This is a genomic window from Rhodophyticola porphyridii, from assembly GCF_003688285.1.
In the GTDB taxonomy this organism is placed as follows: Bacteria; Pseudomonadota; Alphaproteobacteria; order Rhodobacterales; family Rhodobacteraceae; genus Rhodophyticola; species Rhodophyticola porphyridii.
On the sequence record NZ_RCNT01000007.1, the window covers coordinates 81,999 to 100,909 of the forward strand.

Sequence of the window (18,911 nt, forward strand, 5' to 3'; positions counted from 1 at the left end):
TCACGCCACTGACATCTGGGCCGGGTACGCCCGGCCCATCCGCCGCATACGACAAGATCAGGAGATCACTCCCATGGCGATTACCGCTGCAATGGTGAAAGAGCTGCGCGACAGCACGGGCGCAGGCATGATGGACGCCAAAAAGGCGTTGACCGAAACCGATGGCGACATGGAGGCAGCCGTCGACTGGCTGCGCACCAAGGGTCTGGCCAAGGCGGCCAAGAAATCCGGCCGTACCGCTGCCGAGGGCCTTGTGGCCGTCGCAGTTGACGGTGGCACCGGCGTCGCCGTCGAAGTCAACTCCGAGACCGATTTCGTGGCCAAAAACGCCGAGTTTCAGGACATGGTTGCACGCATCGCGGCAGCGGCCACCGGCGCCGACGACCTGGAGGCGCTGAAAGGCAGTGATCTTGGTGGCAAGACCGTCGAGGAGACCGTCACCGCGAAGATCGCCACCATCGGCGAAAACATGGCGCTGCGGCGGATGGAAAAACTGTCCGGCGACAAGGTCGTGTCCTATGTGCATAACGCCGCCGCCGAGGGTATGGGCAAGATCGGCGTTCTGGTCGCCATGACCGGCAGTGACGAGGGCTTTGCCCGTCAGGTTGCCATGCATGTGGCCGCCGTGAACCCCGCCTCCCTCTCCGAAGCCGATCTGGACCCTGCGTTCGTCGAGAAAGAGAAGCAGGTCCAGATGGATATCGCCCGGGAAAGCGGCAAGCCCGAAGCCGTGATCGAAAAGATGATCGTGGGCCGGATGAAGAAATTCCTGTCCGAGGTCACGCTCCTCAATCAGGCATTCGTGGTGAACCCGGACCTGACGGTCGGCGCCGCCGCCAAGGAGGCGGGCGTCGAGATCACCGGCTTCGTCCGGCTTGAGGTCGGCGAAGGTATCGAGAAGGTCGAGGAAGATTTCGCCGCCGAGGTCGCCAAAACCGCAGCCGGGGGCTGAAATCCGTAGCAGACAGCGGGTAACAAAAGAAACGGCGCTGCCAGGGACAAGGCAGCGCCGTTCTTATCTCCCGGCACCGCACCATTGGGGATGACACGCGGCCGCCGACGGAGAGCCCGTGCCATCGAGCGAGAATACGCCCGACGGCACGTTCTTGCCGGTCTCCCGGCTGGTCGTAGGGTTTGAAAGAACCCCCGTTTCCAGTGTTCCTGGCCAAAAAAACCATCACTCACGGAACATGTTTACCTTGCGTCATTCTGGCGGTGGCTGAAAGTAAGGGATTCCTTACTTTTTGGTAAAAAATGTCCGGCTTGAGCCTGCACGTCATACCCTGTATCGCCGGAAGCACAGCTAAAGGACCGTTTCGATGAAGTTTCTCGATCTTGCGAAGGTCTACATCCGCTCCGGCGGCGGCGGCGGCGGCGCGGTGTCGTTCCGTCGCGAGAAATACATCGAATATGGCGGCCCCGATGGCGGCGACGGCGGGCGCGGCGGCGATGTCTGGGCCGAGGCGGTGGACGGTCTGAACACTCTCATCGACTTTCGCTATCAACAGCATTTCTTTGCCAAATCCGGCCAGCCCGGCATGGGCAAGCAACGCACCGGCAAGGACGGGGCGGATATCGTGCTGCGCGTGCCGGTTGGTACGGAAATCCTTGAAGAGGATGAAGAAACGGTCATCGCGGACATGACCGAAGTGGGCCAGCGGGTGCTGCTGGCCCGCGGCGGCAATGGCGGTTTCGGCAACCTGCATTTCAAATCCTCCACCAATCAGGCGCCCCGGCGCGCCAATCCGGGGCAGGAGGGGGTTGAGCGGACGATCTGGCTGCGGCTGAAACTGATCGCCGATGTGGGCCTTCTGGGCCTACCAAATGCGGGCAAATCCACCTTTCTGGCGGCGACGTCGAATGCCCGGCCCAAGATCGCCGATTATCCCTTCACCACGCTGCATCCCAATCTGGGGGTCGTCGGCGTGGACAATGCCGAATTCGTCGTAGCCGATATCCCAGGCCTGATCGAGGGTGCGCATGAGGGCAGGGGCCTCGGTGACCAGTTTCTGGGCCATGTGGAACGCTGTTCGGTGCTGCTGCATCTGGTTGACGGCACCGCCGAAGACGTGGTCGCCGACTGGCGGACGATCATCACCGAGTTGACCGAATATGGCGGCGCGTTGAACGAGAAACCGCGCGTCACCGTCCTGAACAAGATCGATGCGCTCAGCGATGAGGAACGGGCCGAGAAACGCGCCGCGCTGGACGCGGTGACCGGTGACCCGGTGCTGGAGATGTCGGGGGTGGCGCGCACCGGGCTCGTTGAGGTGTTGCGCGCCCTGCGGGCCCGGATCGACGCGGACCGGCTGCGTCTGCGGGCCGATACCGAGGAGCCGGGACCGTGGCGTCCCTGACCCCCAGCCTGAAAGAGGCCCGCCGGCTGGTCGTGAAGATCGGCTCCGCGCTGCTGGTGGATCGGGCGAGCGGTATGCTTCGCGCCGACTGGCTGCAGGGGCTGGCCGAAGACGTGGCCGAGTTGCGCGGGCGAGGGATCGATCTGATCCTCGTCTCCTCGGGTTCCATCGCGCTCGGGCGCAACGTGCTGAACCTCGGGCAGGGGGATCTGTCGCTGGAACAGGCGCAGGCCGCCGCGGCGGTCGGGCAGATCCGGCTGGCGCGCGCTTATGAAGAAATGCTGGCGCCGCACGGGATCACCACCGCGCAGATCCTGCTGACGCTCGATGACAGCGCCGACCGCCGGCGCTATCTGAACATGCGCTCGACCGTCGCCACGCTGCTTGGCCTCGGGGTGGTTCCGATCGTGAACGAGAACGACACGATCGCGACCGATGAAATCCGCTATGGCGACAATGACCGGCTGGCGGCGAATGTGGCCGTGATGGCGGGCGCCGATCAGCTTGTGCTGCTGAGCGATGTGGACGGATTCTACACCGCCAACCCGGCCCAGGACCCTTCGGCCCGCCGGTACCCCGTGATCGCGTCCATCACGCCGGAAATCGAGGCGATGGCGGGAGACGCGGGGTCGGGACTGTCGAAGGGCGGCATGAAGACGAAGCTCATGGCAGCCAAAACCGCCACAGCGGCGGGCTGCGCGATGGCGATCACCGAAGGCTCGTCGCGGCGGCCGCTGCGCGCGCTGCATGAGGGCGCGAATGCGACGTGGTTCACTGCCACACTCGATCCGCAGGCGGCGCGCAAACGCTGGATTTCCGCGATGAAACCCAAGGGGGTGGTTGTGCTCGACGCAGGCGCGGTAGCGGCTCTGGGGCGGGGCAAGTCGCTGCTGCCGGCGGGCGTGGTCCGGGTGACCGGCGGCTTCAATCGGGGCGATCCCGTCGAACTTCACGCGCCCGACGGGGTGCGCCTGGGTCTTGGCCTTGCGCGCTACACCGCCGCCGAGGCGCGGGCGATCGCAGGCCATCACAGCCGCGAGATCGAGGAAATTCTGGGCTATCCGGGCCGCGCCGCGCTGATCCATCGCGATGATATGGTCCTGTGAGCCATCCGGCTTTCCTCCCGGCTCAAATCCGCATATCCTGTGACCTCCGCGCCCTCGCGACAAGGTTTCCCGCATGAAAGACCTGACCGACAACATTCCCGCCCTGATGGCCGATATCGGCCAGCGCGCCAAGGCCGCCGCCCAGGAGCTGGCCTTTGCCTCCCCAGACGCAAAGCGGGCGGCGCTGGAGGCCGCGGCCGATGCGATCCGGGCGCGTCGCGACGAGATCGTCGCCGCCAATGCGCGGGATATGGAGCATGCGCGGGACAAAGGGCTGAGTGCGGCACTTCTCGACCGGCTGATGCTGGATGCGGCCCGTGTGCAAGGCATCGTGGACGGGGTGCGCGCGGTCGCCGCGCAGACCGACCCCGTGGGTCAGATCATCACCGAATGGGACATGGAGAGCGGGCTGCATATCAGCCGCGTGCGCACGCCCATTGGCGTGATCGGCGTGATCTACGAGTCCCGCCCGAATGTCACTGCGGATGCAGGTGCGCTTTGCCTGAAATCGGGCAATGCTGTGATCCTGCGGGGCGGCTCGGAGAGCTTTCATTCCTCGGCGGTGCTGGTGGAATGCCTGAAGGACGGGCTGCGCGCGGCGGGGCTGCCGGACGACGCAGTGCAGCGTGTGCCCACCCGCGACCGGGCAGCCGTCCAGGAGCTGCTGACGATGACCGATACGGTCGATGTGATCGTGCCGCGTGGCGGCAGGACACTGGTGGACCTCGTCCAGCGGGAAGCGCGCGTACCGGTTTTCGCCCATCTCGAAGGTATATGCCATATCTATATCGATGCGGCGGCAGACCCCGAAAAGGCGCTGAAGATCACTCTGAATGCGAAAACCCGGCGCACCGGTATCTGCGGCGCAGCGGAATGCCTGCTGATCCATCGCGACGTGGTCGACACGATCGGGCAGGGCGTGATCAAGGCGTTGCTGAACGCCAAGGTGGAGGTGCGCGTGGATGAGACCCTGGCCGGGATCGAGGGTACCGTGCCCGCCGGCCCCGACGATTGGGGGCGTGAATTTCTGGACATGATCATCGCCGCGCGGGTGGTCGACGATATCGACGGGGCCATTGCCCATATCCGCACCTTCGGCTCGAACCATACCGACGCGATCGTCACCGAAGACAATGCTGCCGCGCTGCGGTTTTTCACCCGGCTGGACAGCGCGATCCTGATGCATAATGCCTCAACCCAGTTTGCCGATGGCGGTGAATTCGGCATGGGCGCCGAAATCGGGATTGCCACGGGCAAGCTGCACGCCCGCGGGCCGGTCGGGGCGGAACAACTGACCTCCTTCAAGTATCTGGTAAGGGGCGATGGCACTGTGCGGCCCTGATCGCGCAGGGCCCGCCGCCTGAAAAACACTGGCCCGGGCGCAACCGCCTCGCTAGTCGCCCCCATGGGCCGGTGACAACCGACATCTCTTTGCCTTGTTCAGGATGACCGATATGGAAGATCGCCCCAATTCCACGCCCAGCACCCTTGTGCGCCGAACGGCCTTTCCCGACAGCGTAAGCCGCGCCGTCGTCACGCCGCTGCAACCCTCCGTCGTCTATGCCTCGCCATCGCCCGACGCGCTGGACGCGCAATACGAAGGCACCGCGAAGGGCTACACCTATGCGCGGGAAGGTCACCCGAATGCCGAGGTGCTGGCCAGCAAGATCGACATGCTGGAAGGGGCCGAGGGCGGCTTGATCGTCGGGTCCGGCATGGCGGCGGTTGCCGCAGTTCTGATGGGCCTGCTGAAAGCCGGGGATCATGTTGTGGGAGGTGACCAGCTTTACGGCCGGTCCCTGCGGATGCTGACGCAGGATCTGCCGCGCTTCGGGATCAATGCGACGTTTGCCGACCCGACCGATGCCGAAGCGATGGCCGCCGCGATCAGGCCGGAAACGCGGCTGATCCTTGTAGAGGTCGTCTCCAACCCGACGCTGCGCGTGGCCGATATGGAGGGGATTGCCGCCCTTGCCCGGGATCGCGGCGTACTCTTGATGGTGGACAACACCTTCACCACGCCGATCGGCTACAAGCCCTTCGATCACGGTGCCGATCTGGTGATCCATTCGGTGACAAAACTGCTGGCCGGGCATTCCGATGTGACGCTTGGTTATGCGGCTGCAAGAAACCCTGAACATCGCAGGGCGATCTATGATTTCGCCACGACCGCGGGCATGACGCCCAGCCCCTATGATTGCTGGATGGCCGAGCGGGGGCTTTATACCTTTCCGCTCCGCTTTGGCCGGGCGGAGGCCAATGCGCGCGCCCTTGCCGACCATCTGGCGCAGCTTCCGGGCGTGGAGACGGTGATCTATCCGGGCCGGCGCGACCACCCTGACCATGCGCGCGCCCGGAGCCTGTTGGGCGGGCGCGATGGCAACATGCTCAGCTTCGTCATCGGCGGCGGCCGCGCCGAGGCCAACCGCATGATCGAGGCTGTGCCGCAACTGGCCTTTGCGCCGACGCTCGGCGATGTGGGCACAACGGTGTCCCACCCGGCCAGTTCCTCCCATCGGGCGCTGACGCCGGGCGCGCGGGAGGCGCTTGGCATGACCGAGGGGTTTTTCCGCGTCTCGGTCGGGATCGAGGAGATCGATCTGCTCAAGGCCGATTTCTCGCAGGCGCTTGGCGCGCTCTGAGGCATTGCCCCGCCGCTAAAGCGCGTGCAGCGGGGATGAGCCGTCCAGCACCACGACGTCGAAACTGAGATCCGGGGCCAGCGCCGCCACCTCGCGCCGGATCAGATTTGCGCTTGGCAGCGTGTCCACCAATGCAAGGTAGCGACCGCGAAAACCCGCCTCGCTCAGATATCGGGCCATATCGATCGCATCGAAGACCTCCGTCACCAGAGGCGACAGGACAAGCGCGGGCGCATCGGGCCCGGACAGGACCGCGTCCCGCAGATGATCGTAGGAAATGGCGATCATGTCGCAGTCCGGATCGCGCAGATGGCGCGGCAGGCGGTCAATGACTTCGGGCGTCAGCGCCACGGCATAAATCCGGCGCAACCGCTGGTCGGTTGCACCGCTGGCGGCGGCGCGGTCGCTGCGCCGTCTGATCGGGCCGTCCATCATGTGTCTGTTCATGCCTTTCGGCATGTCCTCCGGTCGATCTGCCAGGGACGGGCAGCGGGGGTTTGCGGACCCGGTCTGAAGGACCCCTCCCGCCGCTCGGTTGCAGATGAAGGGGAACTAGCGCCTGACCCGCGCGGGGAAAGAGCTGCGGACTCACTTTTTCGCGAAATGCTCCTCTGCATCGGGCCCGACGGGGCAGGGGTCTGGGCAGACATTGTGAAGCGCACAGAAAATCGCTATCGCGGCCGGTGACGCCGCCTGCCTGCATTTCGCTCCGAGAGGCCCCACCATGCCCTATGTCATTGCCGGCAATCTGCTGGAGACCGTGCCCGAGCCCATGGTGCTGCTTGATACCGAGGGCACCATCGCAGGCGCAAACACGCCCGCCCGCGCCCTTCTGGGGGACTGGATACGGGGGCGCAACTATGTCACCGCCCTGCGCCAGCCCGCGCTTCTGAGCCGGATCGAAGCCGCGTTCGAAAATGGCACCGGCAGCGAGGCGCGCTTCGTTCAGAGCGATCAGGCCGGGGAGACCGTGTTCCGGGTCACGATCCGGCCGGTCACCAAGTCCACCGTGCGCTATGACGGCGTGTTGCTGCATTTTCAGGATATCACCCATCTGCGCGAGGCCGAGGAGATGCGTCGGGATTTCGTCGCCAATGTCAGTCATGAGTTGCGCACACCGCTGACTGCGATTCTGGGGTTCATAGAAACGCTGAGGGGTCCGGCCCGCAACGACGCGGTCGCGCAGGAGCGGTTTCTGGGCATCATGGAGGACGAAGCCAGGCGGATGAACCGCATGATCCAGGATCTGCTCTCGCTCAGCCGGGTGGAGGGGCAGGAGCGCATGCGCCCGCAGGAAACCGTCGATCTGGCAGATGTGCTGAGCGGCGTCGTGGCTTCGCTGAAACCCGGAGCCGAGGAGACGGGCAATCAGTTGCAGATAGACGGGGAAGGGGGGCCGCTTCCGGTGACCGGCGATGCCGATCAGCTGACGCAGGTGTTCCTGAACCTGACGGAAAATGCGCTCAAATATGGCGGCGGCGGGCGGCCCGTCATTCTGCGGGCCAGCCGGACCATGGGGACCGGGACGATGAAGGGGCCCGTGATCCGGGTGGATGTGATCGACCGCGGCGACGGGATCGACCCGCTTCACCTGCCGCGCCTGACCGAACGATTCTACCGCGTCGATACCCACCGCAGCCGGGACATGGGCGGCACCGGACTGGGCCTTGCGATCGTGAAACATATCGTCAACCGGCACCGCGGGCGGCTGCGAATTTCGAGCGAACCGGGGCAGGGCAGCGTCTTTTCGGTCATCTTGCCAACGAGTTGAATCGTCCTGTGCGGCGGACGACCGGGAATGTCGGCGATGGGCCCGAGGGACGCCGGCGGCAGTGTCATAAAACCGTTACGAAGCTGTCACAAAAGCATTGCGTGGCCCCGATACCTGCCGGGGGGAGAGCGTGTGATACCTGCACGTTCGCGACGATCTGAAACCCTAGGGGAGTCTCCTTACATGTCACTTGCTAAACTGACCGTATCCGCGCTGGCTATTGCCGCCGTTTCGGCCACTGCCGCTGTCGCTCAAAGCCGCGACAACGTGCAGATCGCAGGCTCGTCCACCGTGCTGCCTTATGCGGCCATCGTGGCGGAAGCTTTCGGTGAAAACTTCGAATTCCCGACCCCGGTTGTCGAATCCGGCGGCTCCTCCACCGGTCTGCGCCGCTTCTGCGAAGGTGTTGGCGAAAACACCATCGACATCGCCAACGCCTCCCGCTCGATCCGTGAAAACGAAATCGCGACCTGCGCCGAGAACGGCGTGACCGACATCATCGAAGTCCGCATCGGCTATGACGGGATCGTGTTCGCCAGCGACATCGACGGCAACTCCTTCGAGTTCACGCCCGAGCACTGGTATCTGGCGCTGGCCGCCGAACTGCCGGTTGACGGTGCGCTGGTTGCCAACCCGAACACCAACTGGTCCGAAGTGGGCGACCTTCCGGATCAGGCCATCGCGGCCTACATCCCGGGCACCCGTCACGGCACCCGCGAGGTGTTCGAGGAAAACGTGATCCTGCAGGGCTGTGAAGACAGCGGCGCGATGGAAGCGATCATGGAGATCAATGGCGGCGACGAAGACGCGGCCGAAGAAACCTGCATGGCGATCCGCACCGATGGCGTCTCCACCGATATCGATGGCGACTATACCGAAACGCTGGCCCGCATCTCCGCCAACCCCGAAGGCATCGGCGTGTTCGGTCTGGCCTTCTACGAGAACAACACGGACCGTCTGCAGGTTGCCACCATGTCCGGTGTCGAGCCGACCGTGGAAACCATCTCCACCGGCGAATATCCGGTTTCGCGCCCGCTGTTTTTCTACATCAAGGCAGCGCATATCGGCGTGATCCCCGGCCTGAAGGAATTCGCCTCCTTCTTCGTGTCCGACGATATCGCAGGCCCGTTCGGCCCGCTGGCCGCCTATGGCCTCGTCTCCGACCCCGAACTGGCCGAGACCCAGGCCAAGATCGAAAACGAAGAGACAATGTAAGCTAGGCTTGCAACCGGCGGGGCGGCGCGTTTCCGCGGCCCCGCCAATCCTGTTTCCCGATCCCGAAAGTCAACTATATGCCACTGCTTTGGATCCTTGTGATCGTCCTGTGCCTTGGGGTTGCGGGCTATGTTCTCGGCCGGCAGCGCGCCATGGCCAGTGCAGGGGGCGACCGTCGCATTCTGCATTCGCTCCCCAGCTATTACGGGGCCAATGTCTCGATCTTCACGATTGTGCCCGCGCTTCTGGTACTGACCATCTGGCTTTTCGTGCAGCCGGTGGTGATCGAGCGGCAGGTGACGTCCATGATCACCGATACGGCGATCGAGGATGCCGGATCGCGCGGTCTGGTGATGACCGATGTGCGCCGCGTGGCCGAAGGGCTGGAAGTGGCGATCGAGCAGGGCGCGCTGACCAGCGAGGAAGCGCAGAACATCCGCACCGAGTTCACCAATGTCCGGTCGCGTCTGGGCGAGGTCGGTGTGGCGCTTGGCGGCGAGGTGACGCCGGAAGTGCTGGATGCCGCGCAGCGCTACCGCGAGCTGAACCGGATCGGCAACCAGATGATGACCATCGTCGTGCTGATCCTGGCCGCACTCGGTCTGGGCTATGCCTATGCCCGCACCCATCAGGAATTTCGTGCCCGCAACACGGTTGAATACGCGATACTCACGATCCTCGTCCTTGCGTCCACCATCGCCATTCTGACCACCGTCGGCATTGTGCTGTCGATGCTGTTCGAGACATTCAACTTCTTCCAGCTCTACCCCGCGCAGGATTTCTTCTTCGGAACCGAATGGGCGCCGACCTTCGAAAGCGATGCGTCCGAACTGGGCCTGCTTCCGCTGTTATGGGGCACGATGTATGTATCGGTCATCGCGCTTCTCGTGGCGGTGCCGATCGGGCTTTTTGCCGCGATCTACATGGCGGAGTATGCCAGCGCCCGGGTCCGTTCCTTCGCCAAGCCGCTGATCGAGATCCTGGCCGGCATCCCGACCATCGTGTACGGCCTTTTCGCCCTGATCACCGTCGGCCCGCTTCTGCGCGACTACTTCGCCGAACCGCTTGGGCTTGGCACCTCCTCCTCCTCGGTGATGACCGCGGGGATCGTGATGGGCATCATGCTGATCCCGTTCGTCTCCTCGCTGTCCGACGATATCATCAACGCCGTGCCGCAATCGCTCAGGGATGGCAGCTTCGGCCTTGGCGCGACCCATTCGGAAACCGTAAAGCAGGTGATCCTGCCGGCTGCGCTGCCGGGCATCGTGGGGGCGATCCTGCTCGCCGCGAGCCGCGCCATCGGAGAGACGATGATCGTGGTCCTCGGGGCAGGGGCGGCCGCCCGGCTGGACCTGAACCCGTTCGAGGCCATGACCACCGTCACTGTCAAGATCGTGGGTCAGCTGACCGGCGACACCGATTTCTCCAGTCCCGAGGCGCTGGTCGCCTTTGCTCTGGGTCTCACCCTTTTCGTCATCACGCTCGGGCTGAACGTGATGGCACTCTATATCGTGCGCAGATACCGGGAGCAGTACGAATGAGCGATGCAACCGCACCCTCGCCGACGGCGCCGACATCCTCGCTTCTGAAGCAGGATGACCGGACCCGCCGCCGCAACCGCGCCGAAACACGCTTCCGCGCTTATGGCATGGCGGCCGTGATCGTCGGTATCCTCGCACTGGTCCTGCTGCTGACCTCGATCCTGTCGAATGGTCTCAGCTCTTTCCGGCAGACCTTCATCACCTTCCCGGTGACGCTGGCCGAGGAAAGGCTTGATCCGCAGGGCAACCGCAACCCCGAGGAGATGGCGCGGGTCACAACCTTCGGTTACGCTCCGCTTCTGGGACAGAGCTTCGTTGAGCATGTTCAGTCGATGGGGATCGAGACCGACCTGGGGCCCCGCGAAATGGCGGCTATGATCTCGGATGAGGCCCCCGGGCAATTGCGCGCCATGGTGCTGGCCAATCCGGACATCGTGGGCGAAACGATCACGCTGGAATTGCTTGCCGGCGGCCGGATAGACGGGTTTTTCAAGGGCCGCGTCACCATGGCCAGCGCCGAGCGCGACAACAACGTTTCGCCCGAGCAATTGCTGTTGGCCGAGGCGCTGCGCGAGCAGGGCGTGATGGATACCCGCTTCAACTGGGACTTCATCACTGCGCCCGACGCCTCCGGCCAGCGCCCTGAGGCGGCCGGTCTGGGCGTAGCGATCCTGGGGTCGTTCTACATGATGATCGTGGTTCTGGTCCTGGCGCTGCCGATCGGAGTGGCGGCGTCGATCTATCTTGAGGAGTTCGCACCGAAAAACCGGTTCACCGACCTGATCGAGGTGAATATTTCCAATCTTGCGGCCGTGCCGTCCATCGTCTTCGGTATCCTCGGCTTGGCGATCTTCATCAACTTCGCGGGACTTCCGCAATCAGCGCCCATCGTCGGCGGGCTCGTACTGACCCTGATGACGCTTCCCACGATCATCATTGCCACCCGCGCATCGCTGCGCGCGGTGCCGCCTTCGATCCGCTCCGCTGCACTTGGCCTTGGCGCCTCCAAAATGCAATCGGTGTTCCACCACGTCCTGCCGCTGGCCGCACCCGGTATCCTGACCGGTACCATTATCGGCCTTGCCCAGGCCCTTGGCGAAACCGCGCCGCTTCTGCTGATCGGCATGGTGGCATTCGTTCGCGAATACCCATCTGCCCCGCCGGACGGCTTTTTCGACCCGGCCTCGGCATTGCCAGTGCAGGTCTATAACTGGACACAACGCTCCGACCCTGCCTTTGTGGAACGAGCATCGGGCGCGATCATCGTGCTGCTTGTGTTTTTGATTTTCATGAATGCGGTCGCAATTCTGCTGCGCCGCCGGTTCGAGCGCCGCTGGTAAGCCCGATGGAGGACGCACATATGAACGACATGCGAGCAGTGGAGCGCGACGTGGACACCAATGACCTGAAAATCACCGCCCGCGGGGTGGACGTGTTTTATGGCGACACGCATGCGATCAAGGATGTCGATGTGGATATCGTCGACAACACCGTGACCGCTTTCATCGGCCCGTCGGGATGCGGAAAATCCACCTTCCTGCGATGCCTCAACCGGATGAACGACACAATCGACGTGGCCCGGGTTGAAGGCTCGATCATGCTTGACGGCGAAGACATCTACGATCCAAAGGTCGATCCGGTGCAGTTGCGCGCCAAGGTGGGGATGGTGTTTCAGAAGCCGAACCCGTTCCCGAAATCGATCTACGACAACGTGGCCTATGGCCCACGGATTCACGGGTTGGCCAAGGACAAGGCCGCGCTTGACGAAATCGTCGAGAAATCGCTGCGTCGCGCCGCGCTCTGGGACGAGGCGAAGGACCGTCTGGACCAGCCGGGCACGGGCCTGTCCGGGGGCCAGCAGCAGCGGCTCTGCATCGCGCGTGCGGTGGCGACCAACCCCGAGGTTTTGCTGATGGACGAGCCATGCTCGGCGCTTGACCCTATCGCCACGGCGCAGATCGAGGAACTGATCGACGAGTTGCGCTCCCGCTATTCCGTGGTCATCGTGACCCACTCGATGCAGCAGGCGGCCCGAGTCAGCCAGAAGACCGCGTTCTTCCACCTGGGCGAACTGGTCGAGTTTGGCGAGACGGGGCACATTTTCACCAACCCGAGCGATCCCCGGACCGAAAGCTACATCACCGGCCGTATCGGGTAAGAGGCAGGCAAAAGACATGGCAAATCAAGAGCATATCGTCGCATCCTTCGACCGTGATCTCGAAGGAATCCAGGCGATGATCATGAAGATGGGCGGGCTTGTCGAAGACAGTATCGTCAAATCCGCCGAAGCGCTGGAGACCCGCGACGAGGATCTTGCCCTGACGGTCAAGAACGGAGACAAGGCGATCGACGCGCTGGAGGAGCGGGTGAACGAGGAGGCCGCGCGCATCCTGGCCCTGCGCCAACCGACCGCCTCGGACCTGCGCACGGTGTTGAGCGTGTTCCGCGTCTCGGCCAATCTGGAGCGGATCGGCGATTACTCCAAGAACATCGCCAAGCGCTCTTCGGTCGTGATCCAGATGCAACCGATCAACGGGACCGCGGCAGCGCTCAAGCGCATGGCCCGCGTCGTCGAGTTGATGCTCAAGGACGCGCTCGACGCCTATATCCAGCGCGACGCGGATCTGGCCGCCGATGTGCGCGAGCGCGATCTGGAAGTCGATCAGATGTATTCCGCGTTGTTTCGGGAATACCTGACTTTCATGATGGAGGATCCGCGCAACATCACCGCCTGCATGCATCTGCATTTCATGGCCAAGAACATCGAGCGCATGGGCGACCATGTCACCTCGATCTGTGAACAGGTCATTTATCTGGTAACGGGCGAGATGCCCGATGAGGACCGCCCGAAACAGGATCGGACACCTTATGAAGAAGGGGCAGGGGGCTGACAGATGGCAGGCGAACCTCTGGTACTCGTGGTGGAGGACGAACCGGCGCAGCGCGAGGTGCTGGCTTACAATATTCGAGCCGAAGGCTTCCAGGTCGTCACCGCCGAGGCCGGAGACGAGGCGTTGGTTCTGGTCCGTGAAACGCCTCCCGATGTTATCATTCTGGACTGGATGTTGCCCCATGTCTCGGGCATCGAGGTGTGCCGGCAGCTGAAAAACGGCACCGATACAAGCCGGATCCCCGTCATCATGCTGTCGGCCCGCTCCGAAGAGGTCGACAAGGTGCGCGGGCTGGAAACCGGTGCCGATGATTATGTGGTCAAACCCTATTCAGTGGCCGAGCTTCTGGCGCGGCTGCGCACGCAGCTTCGCCGCATCCGCCCCGCCGCGGTGGGTGAGCGGCTGGAATATGACGACATCCTTCTGGATATGACCGAACACCGGGTCTACAGGGCCGGCGCCTCCCTTACCCTGGGCCCGACCGAGTTCCGCCTGCTGACGGCGTTCATGGAGCGTCCGGGTCGCGTCTGGAGCCGGGAGCAACTGCTCGATCGGGTCTGGGGGCGCGACATCTATGTCGACAGCCGGACGGTCGATGTGCATGTTGGCCGCCTGCGCAAGGTGCTGCGAAGCTCCGGCAGCGATGACCCGATCCGCACGGTCCGTGGCGCGGGCTATGCCTTGGGTTAGGTTCAACCAGTAAGTATCTGCCTGAATTCATTAAAACAGATCTTCTCGGGCCATCCAACCCACATTACGAACGCGGGGTTGGTAGTTTTCTCATCAAGCGACACGGGCTGACTGGCCGTGGGCTCGGTTCCGAAAGTCCGGAGATTGGAAGCCGATGCATTGTTACCCGGGGCCCGTGTCACAATTATGTTTGCGCGCTGTCGCTTCACTGCCGATTTCAGCGGTTGTTTGAACACTCAGACACTCAGCTGTCGCGCCCGGGACCAGGTTTCAACTCGGAGGGGGAGCTACCAGAGCGCAGCCATTATCGCTCACATAGTATTCGCATAATCAGGATTATGTAAATAAAACTGGCAGAATCGATCCCTGATACGACATAGCACAACTCTGGGCTGAATCGCCTTGAATACCCTGCGCCCCGCAGATCGGTGTTTCAAAACTGGTCGTGCATCCTGATGTAAGACGGCAAGGACGATTTCAACGTCTCCCCATAACCCGTTGAAAAAATATGGATCTGTTCTTGAGTAACTCCGCCAGTATTCTGCCGGCATCTGAAATTTACGAAACCGGATCAGCGCCCGGCTCGACATCTTTTATCTATCCAATCTATAGTCTTAACAACATTGGGGAATGTGATGAAAATCTTGGTCTTGAACGGGCCCAATCTAAACCTTCTCGGTCAGAGAGAACCGGAGATTTACGGAGCGGCAACGCTGGCCGATATCGAGGCGGAATGCGTCAAGACCGGCCGCGAGATCTCTGTCGAGGTGCAGTTCCTTCAATCGAACCATGAAGGCGCCCTGGTCGATGCGATCCAGGACGCTGTCGGCCGCTTCGACGGCATCGTGCTCAACGCCGGCGCCTATACCCACAGCTCGATCGCCCTGCGCGATGCGATCAGCGCAACCGCCCTGCCCGTGCTTGAGCTGCATCTCAGCAACACCCACGCCCGCGAGACATTCCGGCATCGCTCAATGATCGCGGGCGTCTGTATCGGTGTGATCGCGGGGTTTGGCGCGGCGGGCTATCCGCTTGCGCTGAGGGCGCTGGCCGGACATTTGAGGCCCGGTACATGAAGCGCCTGCAGCCCTATCTCGCGATGCGCTCGGTCGAGGAATTGTGGGCACACCACACGCGTGTCATGGCAAAGTTCGGCTTCGACCGTCTGTTTTATGCCTATAGCGCGTTCCGAAATCTCAAGACACTCGGCAATCCCGAAGATGCGCTCCTGTTGACCAATCATCCGACCGATTACGTCGAGGAATATGTCAACAAAGGGCTGTTCCGGGATGGTCCGATGATGAAATGGGCGGCGCGTAATGTTGGCGCGGTGAGCTGGCGGCAGGTGCGCGAGGAAGTTGCCCGCCGGGAGATGAGCCCGGGCGAGCGTCATGTGTTTGAACTGAATCAGCGTTTCGGGCTCATTGCCGGCTATACGATCAGCTTTCCCATGGCGATCAAGCACGCCAGCGCCGGCATCGGCCTGACTGCGCGCGAGGGCCTTGATCAGGACGATGTGGATGCGATCTGGCAACGCGACGGCGAGATCATCGAGATCATCAATCACGTGGCCCATCTGTGCATTTCACAACTGCCAGCGACCGGGCAAAGCCGGATGCTGACCCGCCGGCAGACAGAGGTTCTGGAACTCGTGGCCGATGGCAAGACCATTCAGGATATTGCCCTGCTTCTGGAACGCAATGCGGCCACAGTGGAGAAGCACCTGCGCGGTGCGCGCGACACGTTGGGGGTCGAGACAACGGCACAGGCCGTGCGCAAAGCCTCGATCCTGAACCAGATTTTCCTGCTGGAGCCGCCGCACCCTGCCCCGCAATCGCAGATGTCGCTTCAGTAGCGGCCTGCCCGGAGCATCGCGCCCGCTGCTTACAGACGTTTGAGATAGGTCCATGTTGCGACCTTGGCGTTTCGGGCGACGGAAAACGCCTCCGCATCGCCGAGATAGTCGAAACCCGCATTCGTCAACACCCGGGCACTTGCCGGATTGTCCTGAAACACGCTGCCGAAGATGGTGGAGTTTTCGAGTGGATTGCCCTCCACGAGAGCCTTCACAGCCTCCGAGGCAAGGCCCGTGTTCCACATACCCGGTGCAATCCAGTATCCGATCTCCGACTGCCCCCTGTCCATCTGCCGAAGGGAGATCACGCCCAGAAGCTCGGATCCGCCTGCGTTCGAGGCGTCCATGACCCAGACATGCTCGCTGCGGTCGCCGGCCTGCGCGCCGGCAATGAACATCTCCGTCGCACCCGGGGGCAGCGGATGCGGGATGGTCGTCGTCATCTCGGCCACGCGCTTGTCCGATGTGTACATCTTCATCAGACCTGCATCGGAGCCGCGTACCGGGCGCAGCACAAAGCGCGGCGTGTCGATCACGGCCTGGGCGATGATGGCTTCCTGTTTCATCCTGTCCCCTCCTCGAACCAGATGTCCTTGGCCCCCTGCCTCCCTCCTCAGGTGGCGATCGGCCTGCGGGCACACAAGGGGGTGTAACGCCTTGTTATGTCCGAAATGAAAAAGGGCCGGCGTTTCCGCCGACCCTCTCTGAATTATGTTCAGGCTCGGCTTACTCAGCTGCGTCTGCGCGCGGCATCACGGAAATGAAGGTGCGGCCCTTGAAGCCCTTGGAAAAGGACACGTGGCCTTCGTCGATTGCGAAGATCGTGTGATCCTTGCCCATTCCGACGCCTTGGCCCGGCCACCATTTGGTGCCGCGCTGACGCACGATGATGTTGCCCGGTATAACGGCTTCGCCGCCGAATTTCTTCACACCCAGACGGCGCCCGGCTGAATCGCGCCCGTTGCGCGAAGAGCCACCTGCTTTTTTATGTGCCATGTGTCTCTCTCCTTACTCGGCCAGTTTCTTGGCCTGGTCTACCCAGCCTTCACGCTCGATCCGGCCTTTGAACGACAGCTTTTCGTCCATCTCGGCGATATCGCTCTCGCTCCAGCCCGCGATCTGGGCGAAGGTCGTGACACCCGCGGCGTGCAGCTTCTTCTCCAGCGCCGGACCAACGCCGGAAAGCTGTTTCAGATCGTCACCACCGGCCGTTTCGGCTTTGGGCGCGGCCTTCTTCGCAGCCGGTTTTTTCGGGGCCGCCTCGGCCGCCGGTTCAGCTTTCGCCTTAGGCGCGGCCTTTGCCTTTTTCGGCGCAGGCTCGGCAACCGCCGGCGCGGAACCCGCCCCGATCGCCGCCATCACGCCGGATTTCTCGGCACCCTTCTCAAGGATCTCGGTGATCCGCAAAAGGGTCAGTTGCTGGCGGTGTCCCTTCGTGCGCTTCGACGAATGCTTACGCCGGCGCTTCACGAAGTGGATCAGCTTCTCGCCCTTGATCTGGTCGATCACTGTGGCCTGCACCGCGGCACCCGCCACATTGGGGGAGCCCACGACCGGCGCATTGCCGCCAAGCATCAGAATCTCGTTGAACTGAACGGTGTCACCCGCCGCAGCGGCCAGCTTTTCAACGCGCAGAACATCGCCTGACTGCACCTTGTACTGCTTGCCACCGGTCTTCAGGACCGCAAACATATCGTCTTCCTTCTACCCCGCGCCCTGTGGCCCCCGTCATCCGGGTGTTTTCGCGGCTCTGGCCGCGCCTCGGGCTGCGTGCCCCGATCGGGACATCTTCGACAAATCAAAACCGCCGCAAGGTTCCCCCCACGGCGACAGAGGCCTGCATATGCCTCAGGCACGCCCCCCTGTCAAGCGGTCGGGCCCGTTGTTTCGGCGGCGAACCGCGGCGCGGCCCCTGCCCTCTTCCCTCATGTTTCCTCCCCCGCGACGAAAAGCGCGGCGGCGGCGCCCAGATCGTAGCTGACGGCTTCGAACATCGCATCGAAGGCGGCGAAAAGGGCGCGGTTCAGGGCCTGCCCCGCGGAGCTGTTCGACAGATCGATATAGGCCTGCAGATCCGCGTCGCTCAGCTCGTCATAGGCCATCAGCTGATAGGAGTAGAGCCAGAGCACCGTCTCCTCCCGGATCTCGGGCTCCTGCCCCCAGATTTCCGCCAGCATGATGTCTTCGGGCAGGTCGATCTCGAACGCGTCGCCGTCAGCCAGCCCGCGATAGAAGGCGAAATTCGAGTTGAGCGCGCCCGCAACGTTCAGATCAACAAGGCTGTTGGCGTCGTTGAAGGTTTCCAGCAGCTCCAACCGGGGGCTCATCGCGGCCAGCTCCTCGCGATAGATGATGTTGGCCGCCTCTTCCACCACCGGATCCATGATCTCGCGCCGCGCGACAACCTCGCCCTCGACAATCCGCTGCCCGATATCGGAGGCGAAAAACGCGGCAAGATCCGCGAACTCTTCCTCGCTGAACGCATCGGCGGGCAGCGCGGTCTCGAAGGCGGATGTCAGACGATCCAGATTGTAGATCCGTGAGACGATTGCCCGCCACGCGGCACCGCCCTGACCGGGGAACATCTCGGCTTCTAGATCCTGACCGTATTCGATCCCCTCGATCGACATGATCTCCAGAACGTCATAAAGCCCCATCGCCTGAAAAAGCGCGTGAAGATCCGGATTTTCGCGCGCCAGGGCGCTGTTCGGCACCACCTGCGCCTGCAGCGGCGCGTCCGGGGTGGTCTGGGCCACGCCGGGCGCGGTGAATGCCGGCAACATAAGCGCGGCGCAGGTGATCAGGGCACGCAGCATGGGTTCTCCTGTGATGACCGAAAGACC

At 63.0% G+C, this 18,911-nt stretch carries 19 protein-coding genes; 14 read left to right on the forward strand and 5 right to left on the reverse strand.

Going from position 1 to position 18,911, the window contains the following annotated elements:
• The first annotated feature begins 73 nt into the window (after window positions 1-73).
• The 5 genes from tsf to D9R08_RS13945 all read left to right on the forward strand — a co-directional run bounded on the left by tsf (window position 74) and on the right by D9R08_RS13945 (window position 6,105).
• The gene (gene tsf / locus D9R08_RS13925; RefSeq protein WP_121898677.1) at window positions 74-952 is read left to right on the forward strand and encodes a translation elongation factor Ts; all 879 of its coding nucleotides are present in this window, start codon (window positions 74-76) and stop codon (window positions 950-952) included.
• Between the two features lie 367 nt (window positions 953-1,319).
• Window positions 1,320-2,357, forward strand: a complete 1,038-nt coding sequence (obgE, locus tag D9R08_RS13930; RefSeq protein ID WP_121898678.1) for a GTPase ObgE — start codon at window positions 1,320-1,322, stop codon at window positions 2,355-2,357.
• Entirely contained in the window at window positions 2,345-3,463 is a 1,119-nt protein-coding gene (proB, locus tag D9R08_RS13935) for a glutamate 5-kinase (RefSeq protein ID WP_121898679.1), read from the forward strand. Before obgE ends, proB begins: the two co-directional genes overlap by 13 nt.
• A 73-nt stretch (window positions 3,464-3,536) precedes the next feature.
• Window positions 3,537-4,805 carry a glutamate-5-semialdehyde dehydrogenase gene (locus D9R08_RS13940; RefSeq protein ID WP_121898680.1) on the forward strand — a complete coding sequence of 423 codons (1,269 nt, stop codon included), beginning with the start codon at window positions 3,537-3,539 and terminating at the stop codon, window positions 4,803-4,805.
• Window positions 4,806-4,917: 112 nt separating this feature from the next.
• Window positions 4,918-6,105, forward strand: coding sequence for a trans-sulfuration enzyme family protein (locus D9R08_RS13945; protein ID WP_121898853.1), 1,188 nt, complete (start codon window positions 4,918-4,920; stop codon window positions 6,103-6,105).
• Window positions 6,106-6,120: 15 nt separating this feature from the next.
• Here the strand turns inward: D9R08_RS13945 and D9R08_RS13950 are convergent, their stop codons facing one another.
• Complete coding sequence (locus D9R08_RS13950) at window positions 6,121-6,552, reverse strand: hypothetical protein (RefSeq protein WP_147450685.1); 432 nt, start codon at window positions 6,550-6,552, stop codon at window positions 6,121-6,123.
• A gap of 277 nt (window positions 6,553-6,829) precedes the next feature.
• On the opposite strand from D9R08_RS13950, the gene D9R08_RS13955 reads away from it, so the two are divergent.
• The 9 genes from D9R08_RS13955 to D9R08_RS13995 all read left to right on the forward strand — a co-directional run bounded on the left by D9R08_RS13955 (window position 6,830) and on the right by D9R08_RS13995 (window position 16,068).
• Window positions 6,830-7,876: a sensor histidine kinase gene (locus tag D9R08_RS13955; RefSeq protein WP_121898682.1), complete on the forward strand. Its 1,047-nt coding sequence runs from the start codon at window positions 6,830-6,832 to the stop codon at window positions 7,874-7,876.
• Between the two features lie 183 nt (window positions 7,877-8,059).
• On the forward strand, window positions 8,060-9,091 hold the full coding sequence (locus D9R08_RS13960) for a substrate-binding domain-containing protein (RefSeq protein ID WP_121898683.1): 1,032 nt from the start codon (window positions 8,060-8,062) through the stop codon (window positions 9,089-9,091).
• Window positions 9,092-9,168: 77 nt separating this feature from the next.
• Window positions 9,169-10,632 (forward strand): phosphate ABC transporter permease subunit PstC, encoded by a 1,464-nt coding sequence (gene pstC, locus D9R08_RS13965; RefSeq protein ID WP_121898684.1) that lies wholly within the window; start codon window positions 9,169-9,171, stop codon window positions 10,630-10,632.
• Window positions 10,629-11,972: a phosphate ABC transporter permease PstA gene (gene pstA / locus D9R08_RS13970; protein WP_121898685.1), complete on the forward strand. Its 1,344-nt coding sequence runs from the start codon at window positions 10,629-10,631 to the stop codon at window positions 11,970-11,972. The genes pstC and pstA overlap by 4 nt, the downstream gene beginning before the upstream one ends.
• A gap of 20 nt (window positions 11,973-11,992) precedes the next feature.
• A complete protein-coding gene (pstB, locus tag D9R08_RS13975; RefSeq protein ID WP_121898854.1) occupies window positions 11,993-12,790 on the forward strand; it encodes a phosphate ABC transporter ATP-binding protein PstB in 798 nt (265 codons plus the stop codon).
• Between the two features lie 16 nt (window positions 12,791-12,806).
• A complete protein-coding gene (gene phoU, locus D9R08_RS13980; protein WP_121898686.1) occupies window positions 12,807-13,523 on the forward strand; it encodes a phosphate signaling complex protein PhoU in 717 nt (238 codons plus the stop codon).
• 3 nt (window positions 13,524-13,526) lie between these two features.
• Window positions 13,527-14,213 (forward strand): phosphate regulon transcriptional regulator PhoB, encoded by a 687-nt coding sequence (gene phoB / locus D9R08_RS13985; protein ID WP_121898687.1) that lies wholly within the window; start codon window positions 13,527-13,529, stop codon window positions 14,211-14,213.
• Window positions 14,214-14,848: 635 nt separating this feature from the next.
• Entirely contained in the window at window positions 14,849-15,289 is a 441-nt protein-coding gene (gene aroQ, locus D9R08_RS13990; RefSeq protein WP_121898688.1) for a type II 3-dehydroquinate dehydratase, read from the forward strand.
• The gene (locus D9R08_RS13995; RefSeq protein ID WP_121898689.1) at window positions 15,286-16,068 is read left to right on the forward strand and encodes a helix-turn-helix transcriptional regulator; all 783 of its coding nucleotides are present in this window, start codon (window positions 15,286-15,288) and stop codon (window positions 16,066-16,068) included. Before aroQ ends, D9R08_RS13995 begins: the two co-directional genes overlap by 4 nt.
• A gap of 29 nt (window positions 16,069-16,097) precedes the next feature.
• Here the strand turns inward: D9R08_RS13995 and D9R08_RS14000 are convergent, their stop codons facing one another.
• The 4 genes from D9R08_RS14000 to D9R08_RS14015 form a co-directional block, all read right to left on the reverse strand.
• On the reverse strand, window positions 16,098-16,634 hold the full coding sequence (locus tag D9R08_RS14000) for a GNAT family N-acetyltransferase (protein ID WP_121898690.1): 537 nt from the start codon (window positions 16,632-16,634) through the stop codon (window positions 16,098-16,100).
• Between the two features lie 160 nt (window positions 16,635-16,794).
• On the reverse strand, window positions 16,795-17,064 hold the full coding sequence (rpmA, locus tag D9R08_RS14005) for a 50S ribosomal protein L27 (RefSeq protein ID WP_121898691.1): 270 nt from the start codon (window positions 17,062-17,064) through the stop codon (window positions 16,795-16,797).
• Between the two features lie 12 nt (window positions 17,065-17,076).
• Window positions 17,077-17,760 carry a 50S ribosomal protein L21 gene (locus D9R08_RS14010; protein WP_121898692.1) on the reverse strand — a complete coding sequence of 228 codons (684 nt, stop codon included), beginning with the start codon at window positions 17,758-17,760 and terminating at the stop codon, window positions 17,077-17,079.
• A 233-nt stretch (window positions 17,761-17,993) separates the two neighbouring features.
• Entirely contained in the window at window positions 17,994-18,884 is an 891-nt protein-coding gene (locus D9R08_RS14015; protein WP_121898693.1) for a DUF2059 domain-containing protein, read from the reverse strand.
• Window positions 18,885-18,911: the final 27 nt, after the last annotated feature.